Annotated in this window: 18 protein-coding genes; 11 read left to right on the top strand and 7 right to left on the bottom strand. The window is 67.3% G+C overall.

What is annotated here, in order from left to right:
• Both ACGFN2_RS27035 and ACGFN2_RS27030 read left to right on the top strand, forming a co-directional pair.
• Positions 1-1,182, top strand: a complete 1,182-nt coding sequence (locus tag ACGFN2_RS27035) for a hypothetical protein (RefSeq protein ID WP_393364814.1) — start codon at positions 1-3, stop codon at positions 1,180-1,182.
• 139 nt (positions 1,183-1,321) lie between these two features.
• Positions 1,322-1,519 (top strand): hypothetical protein, encoded by a 198-nt coding sequence (locus tag ACGFN2_RS27030; RefSeq protein ID WP_393365087.1) that lies wholly within the window; start codon positions 1,322-1,324, stop codon positions 1,517-1,519.
• A 319-nt stretch (positions 1,520-1,838) separates the two neighbouring features.
• Here ACGFN2_RS27030 and ACGFN2_RS27025 read toward each other — a convergent pair whose 3' ends face one another.
• On the bottom strand, positions 1,839-2,420 hold the full coding sequence (locus tag ACGFN2_RS27025; protein ID WP_393364811.1) for a hypothetical protein: 582 nt from the start codon (positions 2,418-2,420) through the stop codon (positions 1,839-1,841).
• 310 nt (positions 2,421-2,730) lie between these two features.
• On the opposite strand from ACGFN2_RS27025, the gene ACGFN2_RS27020 reads away from it, so the two are divergent.
• Together ACGFN2_RS27020 and ACGFN2_RS27015 are read left to right on the top strand one after the other, a co-directional pair.
• Positions 2,731-3,138 carry a hypothetical protein gene (locus tag ACGFN2_RS27020; protein WP_393364808.1) on the top strand — a complete coding sequence of 136 codons (408 nt, stop codon included), beginning with the start codon at positions 2,731-2,733 and terminating at the stop codon, positions 3,136-3,138.
• Between the two features lie 202 nt (positions 3,139-3,340).
• On the top strand, positions 3,341-3,910 hold the full coding sequence (locus ACGFN2_RS27015; protein WP_393364805.1) for an AAA family ATPase: 570 nt from the start codon (positions 3,341-3,343) through the stop codon (positions 3,908-3,910).
• Between the two features lie 106 nt (positions 3,911-4,016).
• On the opposite strand, the gene ACGFN2_RS27010 is transcribed toward ACGFN2_RS27015, so the two are convergent.
• A complete protein-coding gene (locus ACGFN2_RS27010) occupies positions 4,017-4,148 on the bottom strand; it encodes a hypothetical protein (protein ID WP_393364802.1) in 132 nt (43 codons plus the stop codon).
• Between the two features lie 72 nt (positions 4,149-4,220).
• Between ACGFN2_RS27010 and ACGFN2_RS27005 the strand changes: the two genes are divergently transcribed.
• Both ACGFN2_RS27005 and ACGFN2_RS27000 read left to right on the top strand, forming a co-directional pair.
• Positions 4,221-4,568 (top strand): hypothetical protein, encoded by a 348-nt coding sequence (locus ACGFN2_RS27005; RefSeq protein WP_393364799.1) that lies wholly within the window; start codon positions 4,221-4,223, stop codon positions 4,566-4,568.
• A 128-nt stretch (positions 4,569-4,696) separates the two neighbouring features.
• Positions 4,697-4,957, top strand: a complete 261-nt coding sequence (locus tag ACGFN2_RS27000) for a hypothetical protein (RefSeq protein WP_393364796.1) — start codon at positions 4,697-4,699, stop codon at positions 4,955-4,957.
• Positions 4,958-5,030: 73 nt separating this feature from the next.
• Here ACGFN2_RS27000 and ACGFN2_RS26995 read toward each other — a convergent pair whose 3' ends face one another.
• Positions 5,031-5,567 carry a hypothetical protein gene (locus tag ACGFN2_RS26995; protein WP_393364793.1) on the bottom strand — a complete coding sequence of 179 codons (537 nt, stop codon included), beginning with the start codon at positions 5,565-5,567 and terminating at the stop codon, positions 5,031-5,033.
• Positions 5,568-5,913: 346 nt separating this feature from the next.
• Positions 5,914-6,159 carry a hypothetical protein gene (locus tag ACGFN2_RS26990; RefSeq protein WP_393364789.1) on the bottom strand — a complete coding sequence of 82 codons (246 nt, stop codon included), beginning with the start codon at positions 6,157-6,159 and terminating at the stop codon, positions 5,914-5,916.
• Positions 6,160-6,242: 83 nt separating this feature from the next.
• On the opposite strand from ACGFN2_RS26990, the gene ACGFN2_RS26985 reads away from it, so the two are divergent.
• Positions 6,243-6,713: a hypothetical protein gene (locus ACGFN2_RS26985; protein ID WP_393364786.1), complete on the top strand. Its 471-nt coding sequence runs from the start codon at positions 6,243-6,245 to the stop codon at positions 6,711-6,713.
• A gap of 387 nt (positions 6,714-7,100) precedes the next feature.
• On the top strand, positions 7,101-7,325 hold the full coding sequence (locus ACGFN2_RS26980; protein ID WP_393364783.1) for a hypothetical protein: 225 nt from the start codon (positions 7,101-7,103) through the stop codon (positions 7,323-7,325).
• 211 nt (positions 7,326-7,536) lie between these two features.
• Here ACGFN2_RS26980 and ACGFN2_RS26975 read toward each other — a convergent pair whose 3' ends face one another.
• From ACGFN2_RS26975 to ACGFN2_RS26965, 3 genes are all read right to left on the bottom strand, one after another.
• Complete coding sequence (locus ACGFN2_RS26975) at positions 7,537-8,076, bottom strand: hypothetical protein (RefSeq protein WP_393364780.1); 540 nt, start codon at positions 8,074-8,076, stop codon at positions 7,537-7,539.
• 71 nt (positions 8,077-8,147) lie between these two features.
• On the bottom strand, positions 8,148-9,788 hold the full coding sequence (locus ACGFN2_RS26970) for an alpha/beta hydrolase (RefSeq protein WP_393364777.1): 1,641 nt from the start codon (positions 9,786-9,788) through the stop codon (positions 8,148-8,150).
• A 3-nt stretch (positions 9,789-9,791) separates the two neighbouring features.
• The gene (locus ACGFN2_RS26965) at positions 9,792-10,109 is read right to left on the bottom strand and encodes a hypothetical protein (protein ID WP_393364774.1); all 318 of its coding nucleotides are present in this window, start codon (positions 10,107-10,109) and stop codon (positions 9,792-9,794) included.
• 904 nt (positions 10,110-11,013) lie between these two features.
• Here ACGFN2_RS26965 and ACGFN2_RS26960 point away from each other — a divergent pair.
• The 3 genes from ACGFN2_RS26960 (at position 11,014) to ACGFN2_RS26950 (ending at position 14,101) form a co-directional block, all read left to right on the top strand.
• Complete coding sequence (locus ACGFN2_RS26960; RefSeq protein WP_393364771.1) at positions 11,014-12,231, top strand: ParA family protein; 1,218 nt, start codon at positions 11,014-11,016, stop codon at positions 12,229-12,231.
• A complete protein-coding gene (locus ACGFN2_RS26955; RefSeq protein ID WP_393364768.1) occupies positions 12,228-13,325 on the top strand; it encodes a ParB/RepB/Spo0J family partition protein in 1,098 nt (365 codons plus the stop codon). Before ACGFN2_RS26960 ends, ACGFN2_RS26955 begins: the two co-directional genes overlap by 4 nt.
• A 158-nt stretch (positions 13,326-13,483) precedes the next feature.
• Positions 13,484-14,101, top strand: coding sequence for a TOPRIM nucleotidyl transferase/hydrolase domain-containing protein (locus tag ACGFN2_RS26950; protein ID WP_393364765.1), 618 nt, complete (start codon positions 13,484-13,486; stop codon positions 14,099-14,101).
• Positions 14,102-14,325 lie beyond the last annotated feature (224 nt).

The raw sequence follows: 14,325 nt of genomic DNA, 5'->3' as shown, positions 1-14,325 counted from the left end.
ATGGCCGTGAACTTGATCAAGCCGGACCCGGGCGAGGACGACGAGGGCCTGGCGGGCGTCGTCGAGCTGGTGGCGGTCGACGACCTGGTGGACGACGAAGGCGTGGCGGCTCAGCCGTCACGCCTTCGGGCGTGGTGGGGCCAAGTCCTCGAGGACGCCGAGCCCAACGCCGGTCCGCGCCCGCGGTTCATGACCGGGCCCGAGCTGGGCGCGTACTCCGTCTTCAACCGCGCCGGCCTGGCCAACGTGAAGACAGGAACCGTGGTCATCTTCCGCGGCATCTGGACCCTGACCCGGCGCGGCTGGGTGTTCGCCATGGGCGCGGCTCGGAAGACGAAGGGCGCAAAAGCTGTCCCGGCCCCGGCCGCCGCGGGGGACACTGGCGACGACGCGAAGACGAAGGCCCCGGCGAAGGAGCGCGGCCGGAAGCCGACGGCGAAGAAGAAGGGGGCAGCGAAGAAGGCCGAGACCGGCAACGTGATCGTGGCCAGTGTCCTGATCGCCGGCATGGGCGTCATGTTCGTGACGAAGACAATGATCCCCGCGGTGGTCGACCTGGTGTCAGACACGGCGTCGTGGGTGGCTGACCACCCCCTGGACACGGCACGGGGGACCGGCGTCGTGGTGATCGTCTTCGTGGTGCTCGCCTGGATCGTCGGGGGAATCGTCGGCGCCTCGGACGATCACGAAGAAGATCACCACGGCGAAGATCATCACGGTGGAGCGGACGGGGAAGCCGCAGAAGCGGAATCCCCCGAAGATCACGAAGAGGATCAGGGGAGCGGGAAAGTGGAAGTCGAGCCGGACGGTGGGGAAGTGGCGGTTCTCTCCCCTGAGGAGCAAGCCGAACGGGAGCGAATCCGGGTCTACGACTGGGTGCGCGAAAGCATCAAGAAGCCCACCGGAAGCGGCACCGCAGTACACCTCCGAGAGCTCTGGGTGAGCCTCCAGAAGGAGGGGGCAGCAGGCCCCAGCATGGCCGATGTGCGGGCCCTCCTGGAGGGCCACCAGATCACCATCCGGGATGGGGTCAAGGCCCCCGCATCCGATAAGGACGGGGCCACCCGTAACCGCCCCGGTGTGCACTGCGAGGACCTTCCCCAGTCCTTCACTCCCCTGCCCACCCAAGGGTCCAACCTAATCCGCCTACTACCGACCTACCAAGCTTCTGACCAGGCATAACTACCGTTGACCTACCCGCCGCCTACCGCCCCGGTAGGCGGCCTACCGGTCCACCAGCAGACGCCCCGGACCCCGGTCCGGGGCGTGCGCCGGCCGACCGGCGGCCGACCGAAGAAGGGAGCGGACCCCCTTGTCCCCGATGTTCTGGTGTGAGGTGTGCCAGTGCGCGTACCCGCACGGCCCGGAAGGGCCAGGCGCCGCGCTCGAAGCGCACAACGCCGCACGACACGGGGGCGACTCCCCCGGCAAAGGCGTACGAGAGATCACTGGCCGCCAGGTGCTGATCGGTCTCGTGGTCCTGGCCCTCCTGTCCTGGGCCATGCGCTTCCTCGGGTGACCCAGCACCACACCTAACCCGAGGGAATCCAACCGCGCCCCAACGACAGTCGGACCGGTAAGCGGAATCCATTGACGAAGGCTGGCGCGCAGCGGGAAGCCAGCTTCTGCGCCGCCTGATCCGCCAGCCCGTGACGAACGACCGGGCCCCGACGACCTGGTGAGGAAAGTACGACCAGGACGTCGGGGACCTGACCGCGGAACAGATCCACACGATCGCCGCGAAGCCCATCTCCAGGGATGGGGACCACACCGGACGCGACCGCGTGGGCCCCGCACATCGTGCGCGAGGAGGGCAGCGGTCGCGGCCGCGGCCGCTATCAGGCTTCGATGCGAAGCCACGTGTCGCCAGCGCGAAGCCATAGAAGACCGTCGCGACCCTGACCGCAGCGCATGACCACCCGTCCGGGCACTCGAATCTTGCGCCGCTCGGTCACACCCCAGGTATCACCATCCAGCTCGGCTCGCACCACTTCGGTTGACCGCTGGTTGTGAAAGCGCTTGGTCAGGACCGCTCGATGGCCGCGCACGGCGAACCCGTCCGGGTCACGTACGGGGCTGGGCCAACTGGTCACCTCACCGGTCGACGGGGTGATCCGCGTCAAGAACGTGCCTCCCCGCCGACTGCCGGAATACCAGACCAGCCAGACCCGGTCCCCCTCGGTGGCAGCGGTGCATCCCTCCAAAGGCACGTCAGGAAGGCGACCTTCCGGAGCCCAGGTTGCCCGACCATCGGCACTCCAGCCGGCAAGACCGGCTGCAGACTCCGGATGCCCTCCGTAGATGCCTTCGTCTCCGTAAGCCGTCCAGATCGATCCCCCGCGATCGGTCACCAGAGCAGGGATGTCGTCGCCGATGCAGAAGGTGGCCTCTTGGCCACCACTTTCCAACGAGAACACCACGGCGTTCGGGCTCCATGCTCCCGACTCCTCCTTACTCGCTCGACCGCCTGCGATGAGAAGTCGGGCCTCCGGGAGAAGAGCGATGTGGCTCGGCCTGACCGGGACGTCCTTGATCGGTCGCCGTTGAAGCGAACCGTCAGCCTGGCGAATCACGAGCAGCGCATCGAATGGGACCTGCGGGCCCCAGCCCACCCAACCCTTCACGTAACGGCTTCGGCGTAGGCACTGCCGATGGACGAGCAGAACAGCCAGCTCCCCCGTCGGGCCAACGGTCCACCACAGAGGGCGTCGTCCCGCCCAGAGTTCCGCTATGGACGGCGTCCAGACCCTCTGCACGTCGACCGTCGACACCACATCCCCCTGCTTTCGGCTGCAGCACCCGAACGTGAGCGCTGACGAGAGGAGTCTATTGATGCCAGAACCAGGCACCGCCCCTGCGTCGTCTGGCTGTCCCGCGGTGATCTCCCGCACGCTATTCCACGCAGTCGAATATCCGAACCTGCCGATACTGGAGACCTTGGCGCGCAAGAGCCACAAGCACCGGTTCTTCAAGCTCGCCGACCACGGCATGAACGGCGCCTTCCACCTCGACGCGTCCTGGCACCACGCATGGGAGAACGCAGCTGCCTTCATCGCCACAACTGGCGCAACGACATGGCAGGCCCTTCGCTGCCGCGCCGGACGGTCGGGCGCCAGCAGGCCGGGGCCTGGCGCATAAGCGACCGCACCACCGCTGCCCCGGGTACCTGAATCCATGCGCCAGCTCTGGGCCGCCTGCATCGTCGCCGGCCTCCTCGCCGCGTAGGCCACCGCCGGTGATCGCGACGAGGAAGCCAGCCTCCTCACGCAGATCCAGCTCCAGGCCCTGGCGCCTGGCGGGCTGCCCGTTCCGCCGCGGCCGGGAAGGTCGGGGCAGTGCGGTGGCCAAGTCCTCTCGGCCTCGACACACCACCGGCCTCGGCCACCCGGCCAAGGCCCTCCGCTTCACCACCGAACGGAGCCTGATGAACCAGCTGAACCTCCCCGCCGACGCGTTGTGCGCCCTGATCGGGCCGCCGGGCTGCGGAAAGTCGACCTTCGCCGCCCGCTACCCCGACAGCTGGCGCGTGTCCCTCGACTCCTACAGGCGCCTGGCCACCGACTCCGAAATCGACCAGTCGGCCACACCGGTCGCCGTCGAGATCCAGAACCTGCTCCTGGACGCCCGGCTGGCCCGCGGCCTGCCCGTCCTGGTGGACTCCACCAACATCCACGCCCACGTCAGGGCCGGGCTCATCGCCCGCGCCCGCTACTGGCAGCGCCCCACCGTCGCGGTGCTCTTCGACGTGCCGCTTGCCACGGTGGAGGCGCAGAACGCCGGCCGCGACCGCATGGTGTCCGTGCACATCGTGCGTGAGCACCACCAGCTGCTGCCCTCCACTGACCAGCTGCGGGTGGAGGGTTTCAAGGAGGTGTACCTGGCCTCGGACCTCACCACTGGCGCTGCCTGACCAGGCACCGTGCCGCACCGTCCCGGCCGGCCGGGACGGTGCGGCACGGTGCCCCGTCAGTCCGACACGGAGGAACCATGGCACGCAACACCCGGCCCCGCGTTCACTACATCGCGATCCGGCCGGACGGCACGGTCCCGCCCACCAGCAGGGCGCTCGCCGAGTACGCCCGCCAGCCGGGCGCGAGACCATCCCGACCGTCAACCTCGCCGACCACATCGGCGAGACCGTCGGCCACCCCAGCCCGGGCAGAGGTGGTACATGGACAAGTCCTTCTCCAACTTCCCCACCTCGCACCGGAGGTCTCCTCATGATGTTCGCTGACCTTCTGGTGCTCGACGGGTTCCTGGATGAGCCGACCATTCCCGGCGACGCCATCGGATCGACCGCACGGTTCCGCCTCACCCTCTCCCCCACACACGAAGCCATGGACGACGTGGTCTTACCGTGCAGCGTCACGGACCCAGAGATGGCACGCGCCGTGCTTCACGACCTGGCCCCGGGCGACCAGCTCCGCGTCACCGGCTACCTGCACTTGCCGCGGACCCCGACTGATCGGATGTTCCTGGTTGTCAGGGAGCTGCACGTGCTGGAATCCGCGCTGTTGCTGGATGAGGCCGCCCTGCCTGCACTCCGACTCGTCACCAACCGCACCTGAGATATGAAGCGGCCCCCGCCGCCCGGACATCCGGGCGGCGGGGGCCGCTTTTTGCTGTGGGTGGTCGCTGATGCCCTCCATCGATCAGATCGCCATCCTGGCGACGTTCGGCGTGGTGTGGGCCGTGTTTGCTGTCGGCCACAACCTCGCGGACCACGTCATCGGACCGCCAGGGCGAGGGAAAGGCGGCGCCGTCGGCGGCAAAGATCGCCGATGGCGCGAGCCCGCGGCGGTGCTGGGATGCGTGCCTGCGGCACGTCGCCCAGTACCGACTGCACCTGGTGATGGCGGTGATGCTGGCGCTGGTCTGGGTCGTCCTGCCGCTGCAGATGTCCTGGTCCGGCCAGACCGCGCTGCTGGTTTCCGCCCTGTTGATCACGTTGCTGTGACTGAACTTTGACTGCTCGCCGCCGGCCCGCTGGTTGCGGTCCGGGCAGTGGACGACTGAACCGGCCTGGCCAGTCAGGGTTGGTCGGGGGCGGCGCCGAACAGGGGGTCGAGCGGATCGCCCTCGTACCCGACTACGAGGCAGGCCGCGGCGACTGGTCCTCGGGAGAGCTCTGCGAGCCGGGCCAGAGCAGCCGCTTCGGACGGCAGTCCAGCCGGATCGAGACCGAGCGCCCGGGCCGCAAGGTCGCGTCGCCGGTCGAGGTCGGGCACGTCCTGCCGGTACTCGCCGGCGACCGCCTGAAGTTCTCTGGCTGTCCGTCCGGGAGCATCCCGCCACCACGGTGCCACCAGACACAGCCGCACCAACTCCGGCAGTCCGACCGCAAGCGGTCCAGCCTCACCGTCAAGGCTGACGTAGACGACGGGGCGTTCCTCACCGCCCTCACCAACGAAGCAGAACGCGTCCCCTGAGCCCGCCCGTGCGAACTGCTCCAGCCGGGCCCCGGAGGCGAGCCGGACCCCGTCCTCCAGCACGTGATCGGCGGGATTCGTCGCGTCGAGGTCCGCGATCCCGGCAAAGAAGCCGACGACTCGCTCGTCGGTAGCCAAGAGAGGCAACAATGCGCCGGGGTAGGCGGGCATGCCGGCTGACGCTTTCGATCCGTGCATCCGGCAACCGTAGCCAAGCCATCCGACACCGGTGCGGCCTGACTGCAAGGTGGTGGTCAGGCTTCGCTGAGACGAGCCTCGCCCGCACCCCAAAGCGAAAGCCGCGATCGACCGAGCAGCCCTAGGCGGTTATAACTGGGTTCCAGGGCAACGGGGGCGGCGAGAGGCGCTGTTGAGCTGGTCATACACCCGCGGTTGGTGGCCCGGCAGCTTCCAGGTCTTCGTCGCGTTCGGCGAACTGAGGGTTGAGGTCGGCGACTTGCAGTTCAAGTTGAGCCACCTGCTGTTACAGGACGTCGATGTCGCCGGGCGCACCGAGCCCGGAGGCACGCCAGGCGTCCTGGCCGCGGGTTTCGGACAGCCGTCGTTCGAGCTGGGTGATGCGCCAGGTCAGCCAGGTGTTGCGTTCGTTGAGGTCGGCCAGGCCGCCCAGCAGGGACTGGCAGCTGGCTTGTGAGCGGGTGAGCCCCTCAGGCCCCAGGACTGTCGCAGACCGCCAAGGTAGGTCCGGAGCGCCGCAGGCGTAACCCACCCACCGACGGCGCCATCGCCGCGTACCTCGCTGTCCACCGATTTCACCACCGAAACCGACTACCTGAGAGGACCCAACACCTAATGTCCATATGGCCTTCGATCGTTGCTGTACTCGGTACCCTCGCCGGTGCCCTGACCGCCGGACTCCTCCAGCACCGTTCGGCACGCACCGCCCGCGCCGAGGAGCGCGCCGACAGTCACCGCCAGGACCAGCTCGGTGCCGTCACTGACTTCGCGGCCGCCCTGGACGCGCACCGCTCGGCGATGTTCCATCGGGAGCGTCTGGCCCTAGCCGAGGCAGGCACCGAGCATCAGCTGGAGGCCCAGACGAGGTCCCACGACACCCGGGCGGCAATCACCGCGCCCCACATCCGCCTTCAGGTCTTGATCCCTGAGCTGGCCGGCCACGCCCAGCAGGTCGCAGATGCCACGTACGCGCTGCGCAAGGCCACCGACCGGGCCGAGCTGGACGCACGACGGCATGCGGCCAAGCAAGCATCCGTCGCCTTCATCGCCGCGGCCGCCACGCTGCTGAGCCCCAATAACCGCTGACTGAGGGCAACCACTGCCAGCGTCCTGGCCGTCCGGTCGTGCCGACGCCAAGGAGCTGGCCGCGAGCATCTTCCACTTCGCTGCCGGCCTCGTTTGGTCCCAGCCCGTCGCCGACGACGCCCACCCGCTCTCCACCTTCGCCCAGGGCCTCGCGCACGTCGCGATCCGCGTCGCTACAAGTACCGCCGCCCCATCGGCACCTGGACGTCCTGACCGACACGGAGGAACCATGGCACGCAGCACCCGTCCCTCGCAGCAGCCCTGAAGGCGACAGCATGACGCTCACCGAGCCTCTGGTGCTCGACGGGATGAGCCAACCATCCCCGGCACCCGAGCGACCGCCCGGTTCCGCCTCGCCGTCTCCCCCACCCACGACGACACGGACGAATGGTGCTGCCGTGCAGCGTCGCCGACCTGGTGATGGCGGCCGCCATCCTGTTTGACCTTGCCCTGGGCGACCAGCTTCGCGTCACCGGCTACCTACACCTGCCTCGTACGCCGATCGAGCCGATGTTCCTGGTTGTCACCGAACTGCGAGTGCTGCTGTCGGCGCTGCTGCTGGGCCAACCTGGCGCACCTGCACTGCGGCTCATTGCCACCACCCTGACCTGAACGCACAAAGGCCTGGCCTCACCGTGATCATGTGGTGAGGCCAGGCCTTCTTACGTTTCTGGGGCGTTCCCACTGGCGAGGAGCGGCTGTCGGACTGCGGTGATAACGCCGTTATCACCTCTTCCGGTGTCTCCGGTACGCCTGGGCGTTGGCGTTCGCCGGGATCGATCCTTTGGCTGCTGACGTCAGTGGAGTCGGCTCCCGGGTGCGGTTAGCCGAAGGGGTTGTCGGGGAAGCGGTTGGCCGAGACTGCCGGCTCGCCCACGGGCAAGGGGGCCACCGGGGTGGTGGTGGGGGCGGGAGCCGATACCTGTTCCTGCTTCACGCCGGGGGGCAGGAAGCAGGGGGTGTTCACCGAGAAGACGAGGTCGGTGGCGGGTACGTAGCTTTCCACGGACACGAAGAAGTTGTCTTTGCCGCCCTTTGCGTCCATGAGGGCATCCGAGGAGTCCTGGCGGTAGCCGCTGATCTTGTAGCCCTCAGCTTCGAGCTTCTTGCGCATGGCGCGAAGGGCTTTGCCGTGTTGGTCTCCTGGCAGGCGGGACCGTACGGAGTAGGTCAGGTCGAAGCGACCGTCGTTGGCGTGCTCGTGGTTTTTGCCGAAGCAGTCGCGGAACTCTTTTCGCACCGTCTTGTCGTCTACCCGTAGGCCGTACTGGCTGGCCAGTTGGTCGATCAGTGCGCGGACTGAGTGTTCGGCGCCGTCCTTGCTCTTGACGGGCAGGGGATCGTTCTTCCCGGAGTCGGTCATGCATCCTCCAGATGCGAGCAGGGCGGCGATAGTGAGCGCGGTGATTCGGCCGGGGCGCCGGATGCGGCCGGTCACCACTTCGGCCCCGTCTCGGGTGGAGTGGGTGCGGGGTGCATGTGGTAGTCCCCTTCGCTTGGGCGCCTGCCTGCGATGATACGTCCCTGATTGCGGAGGCTGTCGCTGCCGTTGTCCCAGTAGCCGCCGTGCCCTGAGGTGTCCACGTCGAAGACCTTGCCTCCGAATTCCTTGTCTGCGGGGTTCTCACCCAGGGTCTGGTCCGAGGCGGCGGTGGAGACGATGTCGTCCGGCGCCCAGCCGGCCCAGACGTGGTCGGGGTCCATGTTCAGGTCCTTGGCGTGGTCGACTGCCATTCCCGGGCTGCCGACCACGACCACGTCGTCGGCGTCGAGGCCCCCGCCGTGAGAGGCGCCGACGCCCACCACGGTTGATCCGTAGCTGTGTCCGAGCACGGTCATGTGGGTGCGCTCGCCCTGGTGTGACTCGCGCAGGCCGTGTGTGAAGTTCCTCAGGTCGTCCCCTGCGGGTTCGGCGCGTCCGGTGGTGGCCATACTGCCGTCGACTTCCGGGGCGTCGTATCCGAGCCAGGACACCACTGCTGTATTCGCGCCGCCCTTGGCTTGCGCTGCCTCCTGCAGACGGCCCACTCGGTCTATTTGCTCGTCCAGGTTCACGAGGTCGTTGTCGGTTCCCGGTACCTGTACGGCCACGTTGCGGGCGGTGTCGGGGTTTCCCTGTGAGACGAGAGCCCGTCCGTCGCCTTTGGTGTCAATCCCCAGTACGTAGAGCTGCTTGCTGCTGTCGGGGCTGCCGTCGGCCTTGTCGAGCGCGGTTTGCAGCTTCTGTAAGCCCTCGTACTGTCGTTGGTCGTGGGTGCCTAACTCGCCGTTTTGCTTCTTCATGTCGTAGTTCGCCATGGAGAGGTCGACTGCCTTGCGGTTGGCTTCGTCACGGTCGGTACTGGGGATGCCGTCGAGCCAGCCGATCTTGTCGGGGTAGGCGTCGATGTACTCCTGCCGCTCCTGCTCTGAGAGTCCCGACCACCATTTGGCGTTCTCTTTCGGGCTCTTCTTGGAAGGTATGGAGTCCTCGTCGAGGTGGGCGAAGTCTGCGACTTGGCGGGCGCCATCCTTTGCCGCCTGGGCGCCGTAGTCCTTGTCGAGGGTGAAGGCGTCGATCTTCTGGAGGAGTTGCATGCCCTTCCAGTCGGCGGTGCTGGCTTGGTCCAGGGCGGCCTGGATGTCGTTCTTGTAGCCGGCCATCACGGCGACGCGCACGGCATGCTCTTCCTGCGCTTCTTCGTCGGCGTTGTCGGTGGGGCACGCTGCTGGCCTGCCGTCCTTCACGTTGCCGCGGTCGTCGACGTTGAATCCGTCGGCCTCGGCTGTTCGCACACTCTGACGCAGGAAATCCTGGGCGTCCTTCATTTCGCCGTGGACGGTGTCCAGGACTGTGGCGATGGAGGTGACGTCGGACTGCGCGGTGCCCAGCTGGGTTTCGCTCGCCTCCATCTTCATGAAGGCGTAGCGGGAGTCGACGCCCTGCCACTCGCTGGCGTGCAGCGGGCCGGTGACCTTGTGCCGGTGCTGGCCCTGGGCGTCTTCCAAGGCCCTGGCCAGCTTCTGCCAGGACTTGATGGCGGCTTCGAGATCGGAGAAGTCCTGCTTGAGCAGTTCCTTGAAGTGTTCGGGCACGGGTCACCGCACCTGGAACGACTGAGCGGTGGCATCTTCGTTGAACTGGTGGCCGTCCGCGGTGCGCCGCAGGCGGGATGCCGCGCTGTCGGGGTGGCCGCCGCCGATCCGTTGGCGTAACTCATCAAGTGCCATGCCCCAGTCGTGGGCGACCCGTTGCATGTCCGGGCCGATGTGCCAGGTCTTCAACGCGGTGCCGGCCTCTTCGATGTCGCGTTTGGCGGTGGCGATGGGGTCCTGGAGATCCTGGCTTACGGCGTCGGCGGCGGCTCCCGCCCTCCGCAGTTCCGCGGGTGTCACCGAGATGCTGCCGTTGGACATAGTCCTGCATTCCCCCTGCTGAGCGGATAGATATTTGCGTGATCATGACATCGAGTCGCGTGAGCTGGTTGCGCAGATCGGCGACTTCGGCTGAAAACCCGCAGATCAGCGCGTCGAACGGCGCGAAGCTGCTGACGGCGTTGGCGCTTGACGCGCAGGAGCGGTCGTCCTGCCGTGGACGTGCTGTCAGAGCGCGGCTGGTGCTTCGGCGCCCTGAGCGGCAGTGCCCTGCGAGGGCTGCATCCATGTCCAGGGGCGGGTCGGTGGACTACCTCGGTAAAGGCACCGTATCGGCAGCACCGTCGTATCCCCCAGTGGCACGGACGGCGGTGGACGTGGCCAGGACAGCAGCTTTGGTCCGGATGCGTCCGCGATGCTTGTCGTCGGCCTCAGCCAAGCTCCCTGTACTGAAGCCGACTTCGAAGTCGGTTGCTCCTGCTCGGCCAGCTTCCGCAGCAAGGTGCGATGGGCGCGGTGACTCATGGCCGAAGCCGCACCCCAAAGGGGTTCACCTGGCGCGGGCGATGCAGGGGTGGGGTTCGCTGCCCAAGCGACTCCCTTCCGCTCCCGTGCTCGATGCAGCCGCATGGTGGCAACTGCTGGGCTAGCTTCACTGAGACACCGCACCGGAGCTCCACGGACGTTGGGCAGATCAGGTTTCCTCGATGTCTGCGGTGATAACGGCGTTATCACCGGTCAGCTTGCGTTGCTTCCCACAGCTGTCAGGCAGGGCGACCCCCGGCATGTGGGGAGTTGCGGTAGGGCTTGATGCCGTGGGTAGGGCGTGGAGATTGGGCGCTTCAGATGTTTTTGGTGGCTGTTGTTGCGGTCCGTCCGGGCATAATTTGGAGACACTAACGCCTGGGTGCAGATATTGATCTACGGCGTTAGTAAGGTTCTCTCTATGACGTCACCTCAAGGCGGCCGTGAAAAGGTCGTATCCAAACTGACTGCCGCGCTCCGGCAAGACCTGAAGGTCCGCACGGCGCAGCTCGGCATCGACATCCAAGACGCGGTCGCCGAGGGCATTGCCACCTGGCGTGGGCTCGGGGCCAACCCTCCGGCCGTGGACACCAGCGGTGCCGAGTCCTTCTCAACGTGGCTTCCGGAAGGCCAGTGGGACCAGTTCCGCGTTGACGTGAAAAGCCGTGGGGTCTCCATCACCCAGGGTCTGGCGCAGGCGGTGTACCTGTGGCTGGACACCAACCCCTCCCCCACCATCGCCCGCCCCGCGGTCGTCCAACGCAAGATCATCTGCAACCAGAAGGGCGGTGTGGGAAAGACAGCCATCGCCGCCGGTATCGGTGAGGCCTTCGCTGAAGATTCCAACCAGCTCTGCCCGGTCCGCGTCGCACGCCAGATGACCGACACCGGCGTCGACGCTGAACGGGAAGACCTCACCGGCATGGGACTGCGCGTCCTCCTGGTCGACTTCGACCCCCAAGGGCACCTCACCAAGCAACTCGGCCACGCTCCCCTGCCGATCGAGGGCGACAGCCTGGCCAACCACATGGCCGGCGAGGCCAAGGGCGAACTCAGCGAACTGATCGTCACCGTCGACGACGACCGCTTCGGCGGCCGCCTGCACCTCCTGCCCGCCTGCGCCGACGCCTTCCTGCTCGACGTGCGGCTCTCCCGCGTCCGCATGCGCGAAGCCGCCCTGGAGCGCGCCCTCGAATCCGTCGAGAGCGACTACGACGTCGTCATCGTTGACTGCCCGCCCAGCCTCGGCATGAGCATGGACGCCGCCGTCTACTACGGCCGCCGCCGCGACGACGAAGCCGTCGGAAAGTCCGGCGTCGGCATCGTCGTCCAGGCAGAAGACAGCTCCGCCGACGCCTACGACCTCCTCGTCACCCAAATCGAGGACCTGCGCGCCGACATGAAGCTCGAACTCGACTACCTCGGCATCATCGTCAACCTTTATGACGGCCGCCGCGGATACATCGCCACCTCCTCCCTCGAGCAATGGAAGGCCATAAAGGACCCACGCGTCGTCGGCGTGATCCCTGACCGCCGAGAGCAGCGCGAAGCAGTACGCATGAAGCAGCCGCTGCTGTCCTACTCCCCCACCAGCGAGCAGGCCGCCAACATGCGGGCCCTGGCGAGGGAGATCGCATGACCCGCGCACGTGACCGGCTCGCGGTCTCTTCATCGTTCTCCCACGCCTCTCAGGTCAGCGCACGCCGCCAGGCGATCGCCGCCGCCACCGAGGCACCCACCGAAGGGACCGGAGAAGCCACGCGCCCGGAGCTTCCGCTGAAGCTCATCAGCGAGAACCCTGACAACCCCCGTGAGAAGGTCGGCAATGTCTCTGACCTGGTTGCGACCCTCAGGGAAATCGGCCTGGTGCAGGCCATCACCGTCGCAACGGTGGACGCCTACCTCCGGACACGCCCCGACCGTGCGAAGGATCTGGAGCCGGGCGCGGAATATGTGGTCGTCGACGGGCACCGCCGACACGCGGCGGCCCACGAAGCCGGCTTCGAGAGCATCAAGTACACCGTCAACGACGACTTCGTCGCCACCGACGACAAGCTCCTGGAAGCCGCCTTCGTCGCCAACCTCCAGCGGGAGAACCTCTCCGATCTCGAGGAGGCCGCGGCGCTGGAGAAGCTGGTCAAGCACTACGGGTCACAGCGAAAGGCATCCCAGCGGCTGGGTGTGACACAGGCATTCATCTCACAGCGCCTGTCACTCCTGAAGCTGGACCCTGCTCTGCAAGCTGATCTCGAATCTGGTGCCCGGAAGGTGGAGCACGTCCGGGGCCTGGCCGGCCTGGACCCCGCCGCTCAGAGGGAAAAGGCCAACGAGCGCCGTGAAACCGCGGCGAGCAAGGCAGCCGGCCGCCGTACGGCTTCGGCTCCTGGACGGGCTGGTGATGCAGTCGGCAAGGACTCTGCCCCGGCGGCCGTACCGGCACAGGGTGATAACGGCGTTATCACCCCAGCCACCGACGATCACGTGGGTGCTGCAGGGACGACAGGTGATAACGCCGTTATCACCGAATCACTGGGGGAGAGCGACGCCGTCCCCGTGCCGGCAGCACGCCGTGCGGCAGCAGAGGGCGGGGTCGCGGACGAGCCCTCTGAAAGCGAGGCAATCAACTGGCGAGACGCACAGTCCGTTGCTGCCGCCGCGGCACGCCTGATGCCGGAGGAAGAGATTCGCCGCCTTCTTGAACTGCTGGGGGAGCAGTACCCCGTAGCGCGATAGACCGCCAGGCGGCCAGCCCGCCATGACGGATGAAGGTGTGGGCCTCAGCAGCAACGAGCTGCTGAGGCCCACGTCGTGGCGGGGCCTGACAACCGTTGTCACCCCAGGCCGTCGAATAATCCCGTGCCGTGCCACCGACGGACGGGCAGACTCGCCCCATGACGGACGCGAGAGCGTTTCAGGAGGCAGTCACGAGCTGGGCCGCGGGCGGCCCCGGAGGGCCGGCGCGTGCTCTGGCGGACAGCCTGGGGGTGCGGACCGCGGTGCTCCTGGAAGGACTGAGTGATCTCGCAGCCGTCGAGGCGCTGGCCACTCAGCATGGTCGGGACTTGGCCGCCGAGGGAGTGTGGCTCGTGCCCATGGGCGGGGCGATGAATGTCGGCCGCTATGCCGCCACCCTCGGGCCGCCCGGCCTTGGACTGCGCCTGACAGGACTGTGCGACGAGGGCGAACAGCGCTTCTACGAGCGCGGCCTGACGCGGGCAAAGGCACCTCTCCACGACATCTACGTATGCGCTGCGGATCTGGAGGACGAACTCATCCGCGCGCTGGGTACGGAAAGAGTCGAGGAGATCCTCCGCGCCGAGGGCGACTTCCGCGCCTGGCAGACCTTCCAACGCCAGCCCGCACAACACGGCCGGCCCCAGCATCAGCAGGTGCGCCGCTTCCTCGGGACTAAGAAGGGGCGCAAGATCCGCTACGGCCGTCTCCTTGTCGACGCCCTCGCACCGGCTCGGACACCGGCCCCGCTCGACGGCCTCCTCGCGCGGCTATGAGGGCGTGAGCGGGTTACGTACAACCACGCAAGACCCACCACTGACACAAAGGCCACTGGGGTCGGTGAGTGAGCGCCTCGATTGGATGAGAACAGGCAGGAGGGCTGGTAGCTGCCACGCAGCGAAGGCCCTGGGATGGCCGGTGATAACGCCGTTATCACCTTCGGTCTTGCCGGTGTACCGGTGCAGAGTGATAACGGCGTTATCACCGCGGCCCCACGGCT

It is taken from the genome of Streptomyces sp. NPDC048612 (assembly GCF_043199295.1).
GTDB lineage: Bacteria > Actinomycetota > Actinomycetes > Streptomycetales > Streptomycetaceae > Streptomyces.
The sequence above is the reverse complement of the archived record's forward strand: the minus strand, read 5'-3'. Positions and strand labels throughout refer to the sequence as shown.

Coding starts and splice junctions, on each gene's coding strand:
- ACGFN2_RS27035 (WP_393364814.1), top strand. CDS start 1: ATGGCCGTGAACTTGATCAAGCCGGACCCGGGCGAGGACGACGAGGGC.
- ACGFN2_RS27030 (WP_393365087.1), top strand. CDS start 1,322: ATGTTCTGGTGTGAGGTGTGCCAGTGCGCGTACCCGCACGGCCCGGAA.
- ACGFN2_RS27020 (WP_393364808.1), top strand. CDS start 2,731: ATGGACGGCGTCCAGACCCTCTGCACGTCGACCGTCGACACCACATCC.
- ACGFN2_RS27005 (WP_393364799.1), top strand. CDS start 4,221: ATGATGTTCGCTGACCTTCTGGTGCTCGACGGGTTCCTGGATGAGCCG.
- ACGFN2_RS26985 (WP_393364786.1), top strand. CDS start 6,243: ATGTCCATATGGCCTTCGATCGTTGCTGTACTCGGTACCCTCGCCGGT.
- ACGFN2_RS26980 (WP_393364783.1), top strand. CDS start 7,101: ATGGTGCTGCCGTGCAGCGTCGCCGACCTGGTGATGGCGGCCGCCATC.
- ACGFN2_RS26975 (WP_393364780.1), bottom strand. CDS start 8,076: ATGACCGACTCCGGGAAGAACGATCCCCTGCCCGTCAAGAGCAAGGAC.
- ACGFN2_RS26965 (WP_393364774.1), bottom strand. CDS start 10,109: ATGTCCAACGGCAGCATCTCGGTGACACCCGCGGAACTGCGGAGGGCG.
- ACGFN2_RS26960 (WP_393364771.1), top strand. CDS start 11,014: ATGACGTCACCTCAAGGCGGCCGTGAAAAGGTCGTATCCAAACTGACT.
- ACGFN2_RS26955 (WP_393364768.1), top strand. CDS start 12,228: ATGACCCGCGCACGTGACCGGCTCGCGGTCTCTTCATCGTTCTCCCAC.
- ACGFN2_RS26950 (WP_393364765.1), top strand. CDS start 13,484: ATGACGGACGCGAGAGCGTTTCAGGAGGCAGTCACGAGCTGGGCCGCG.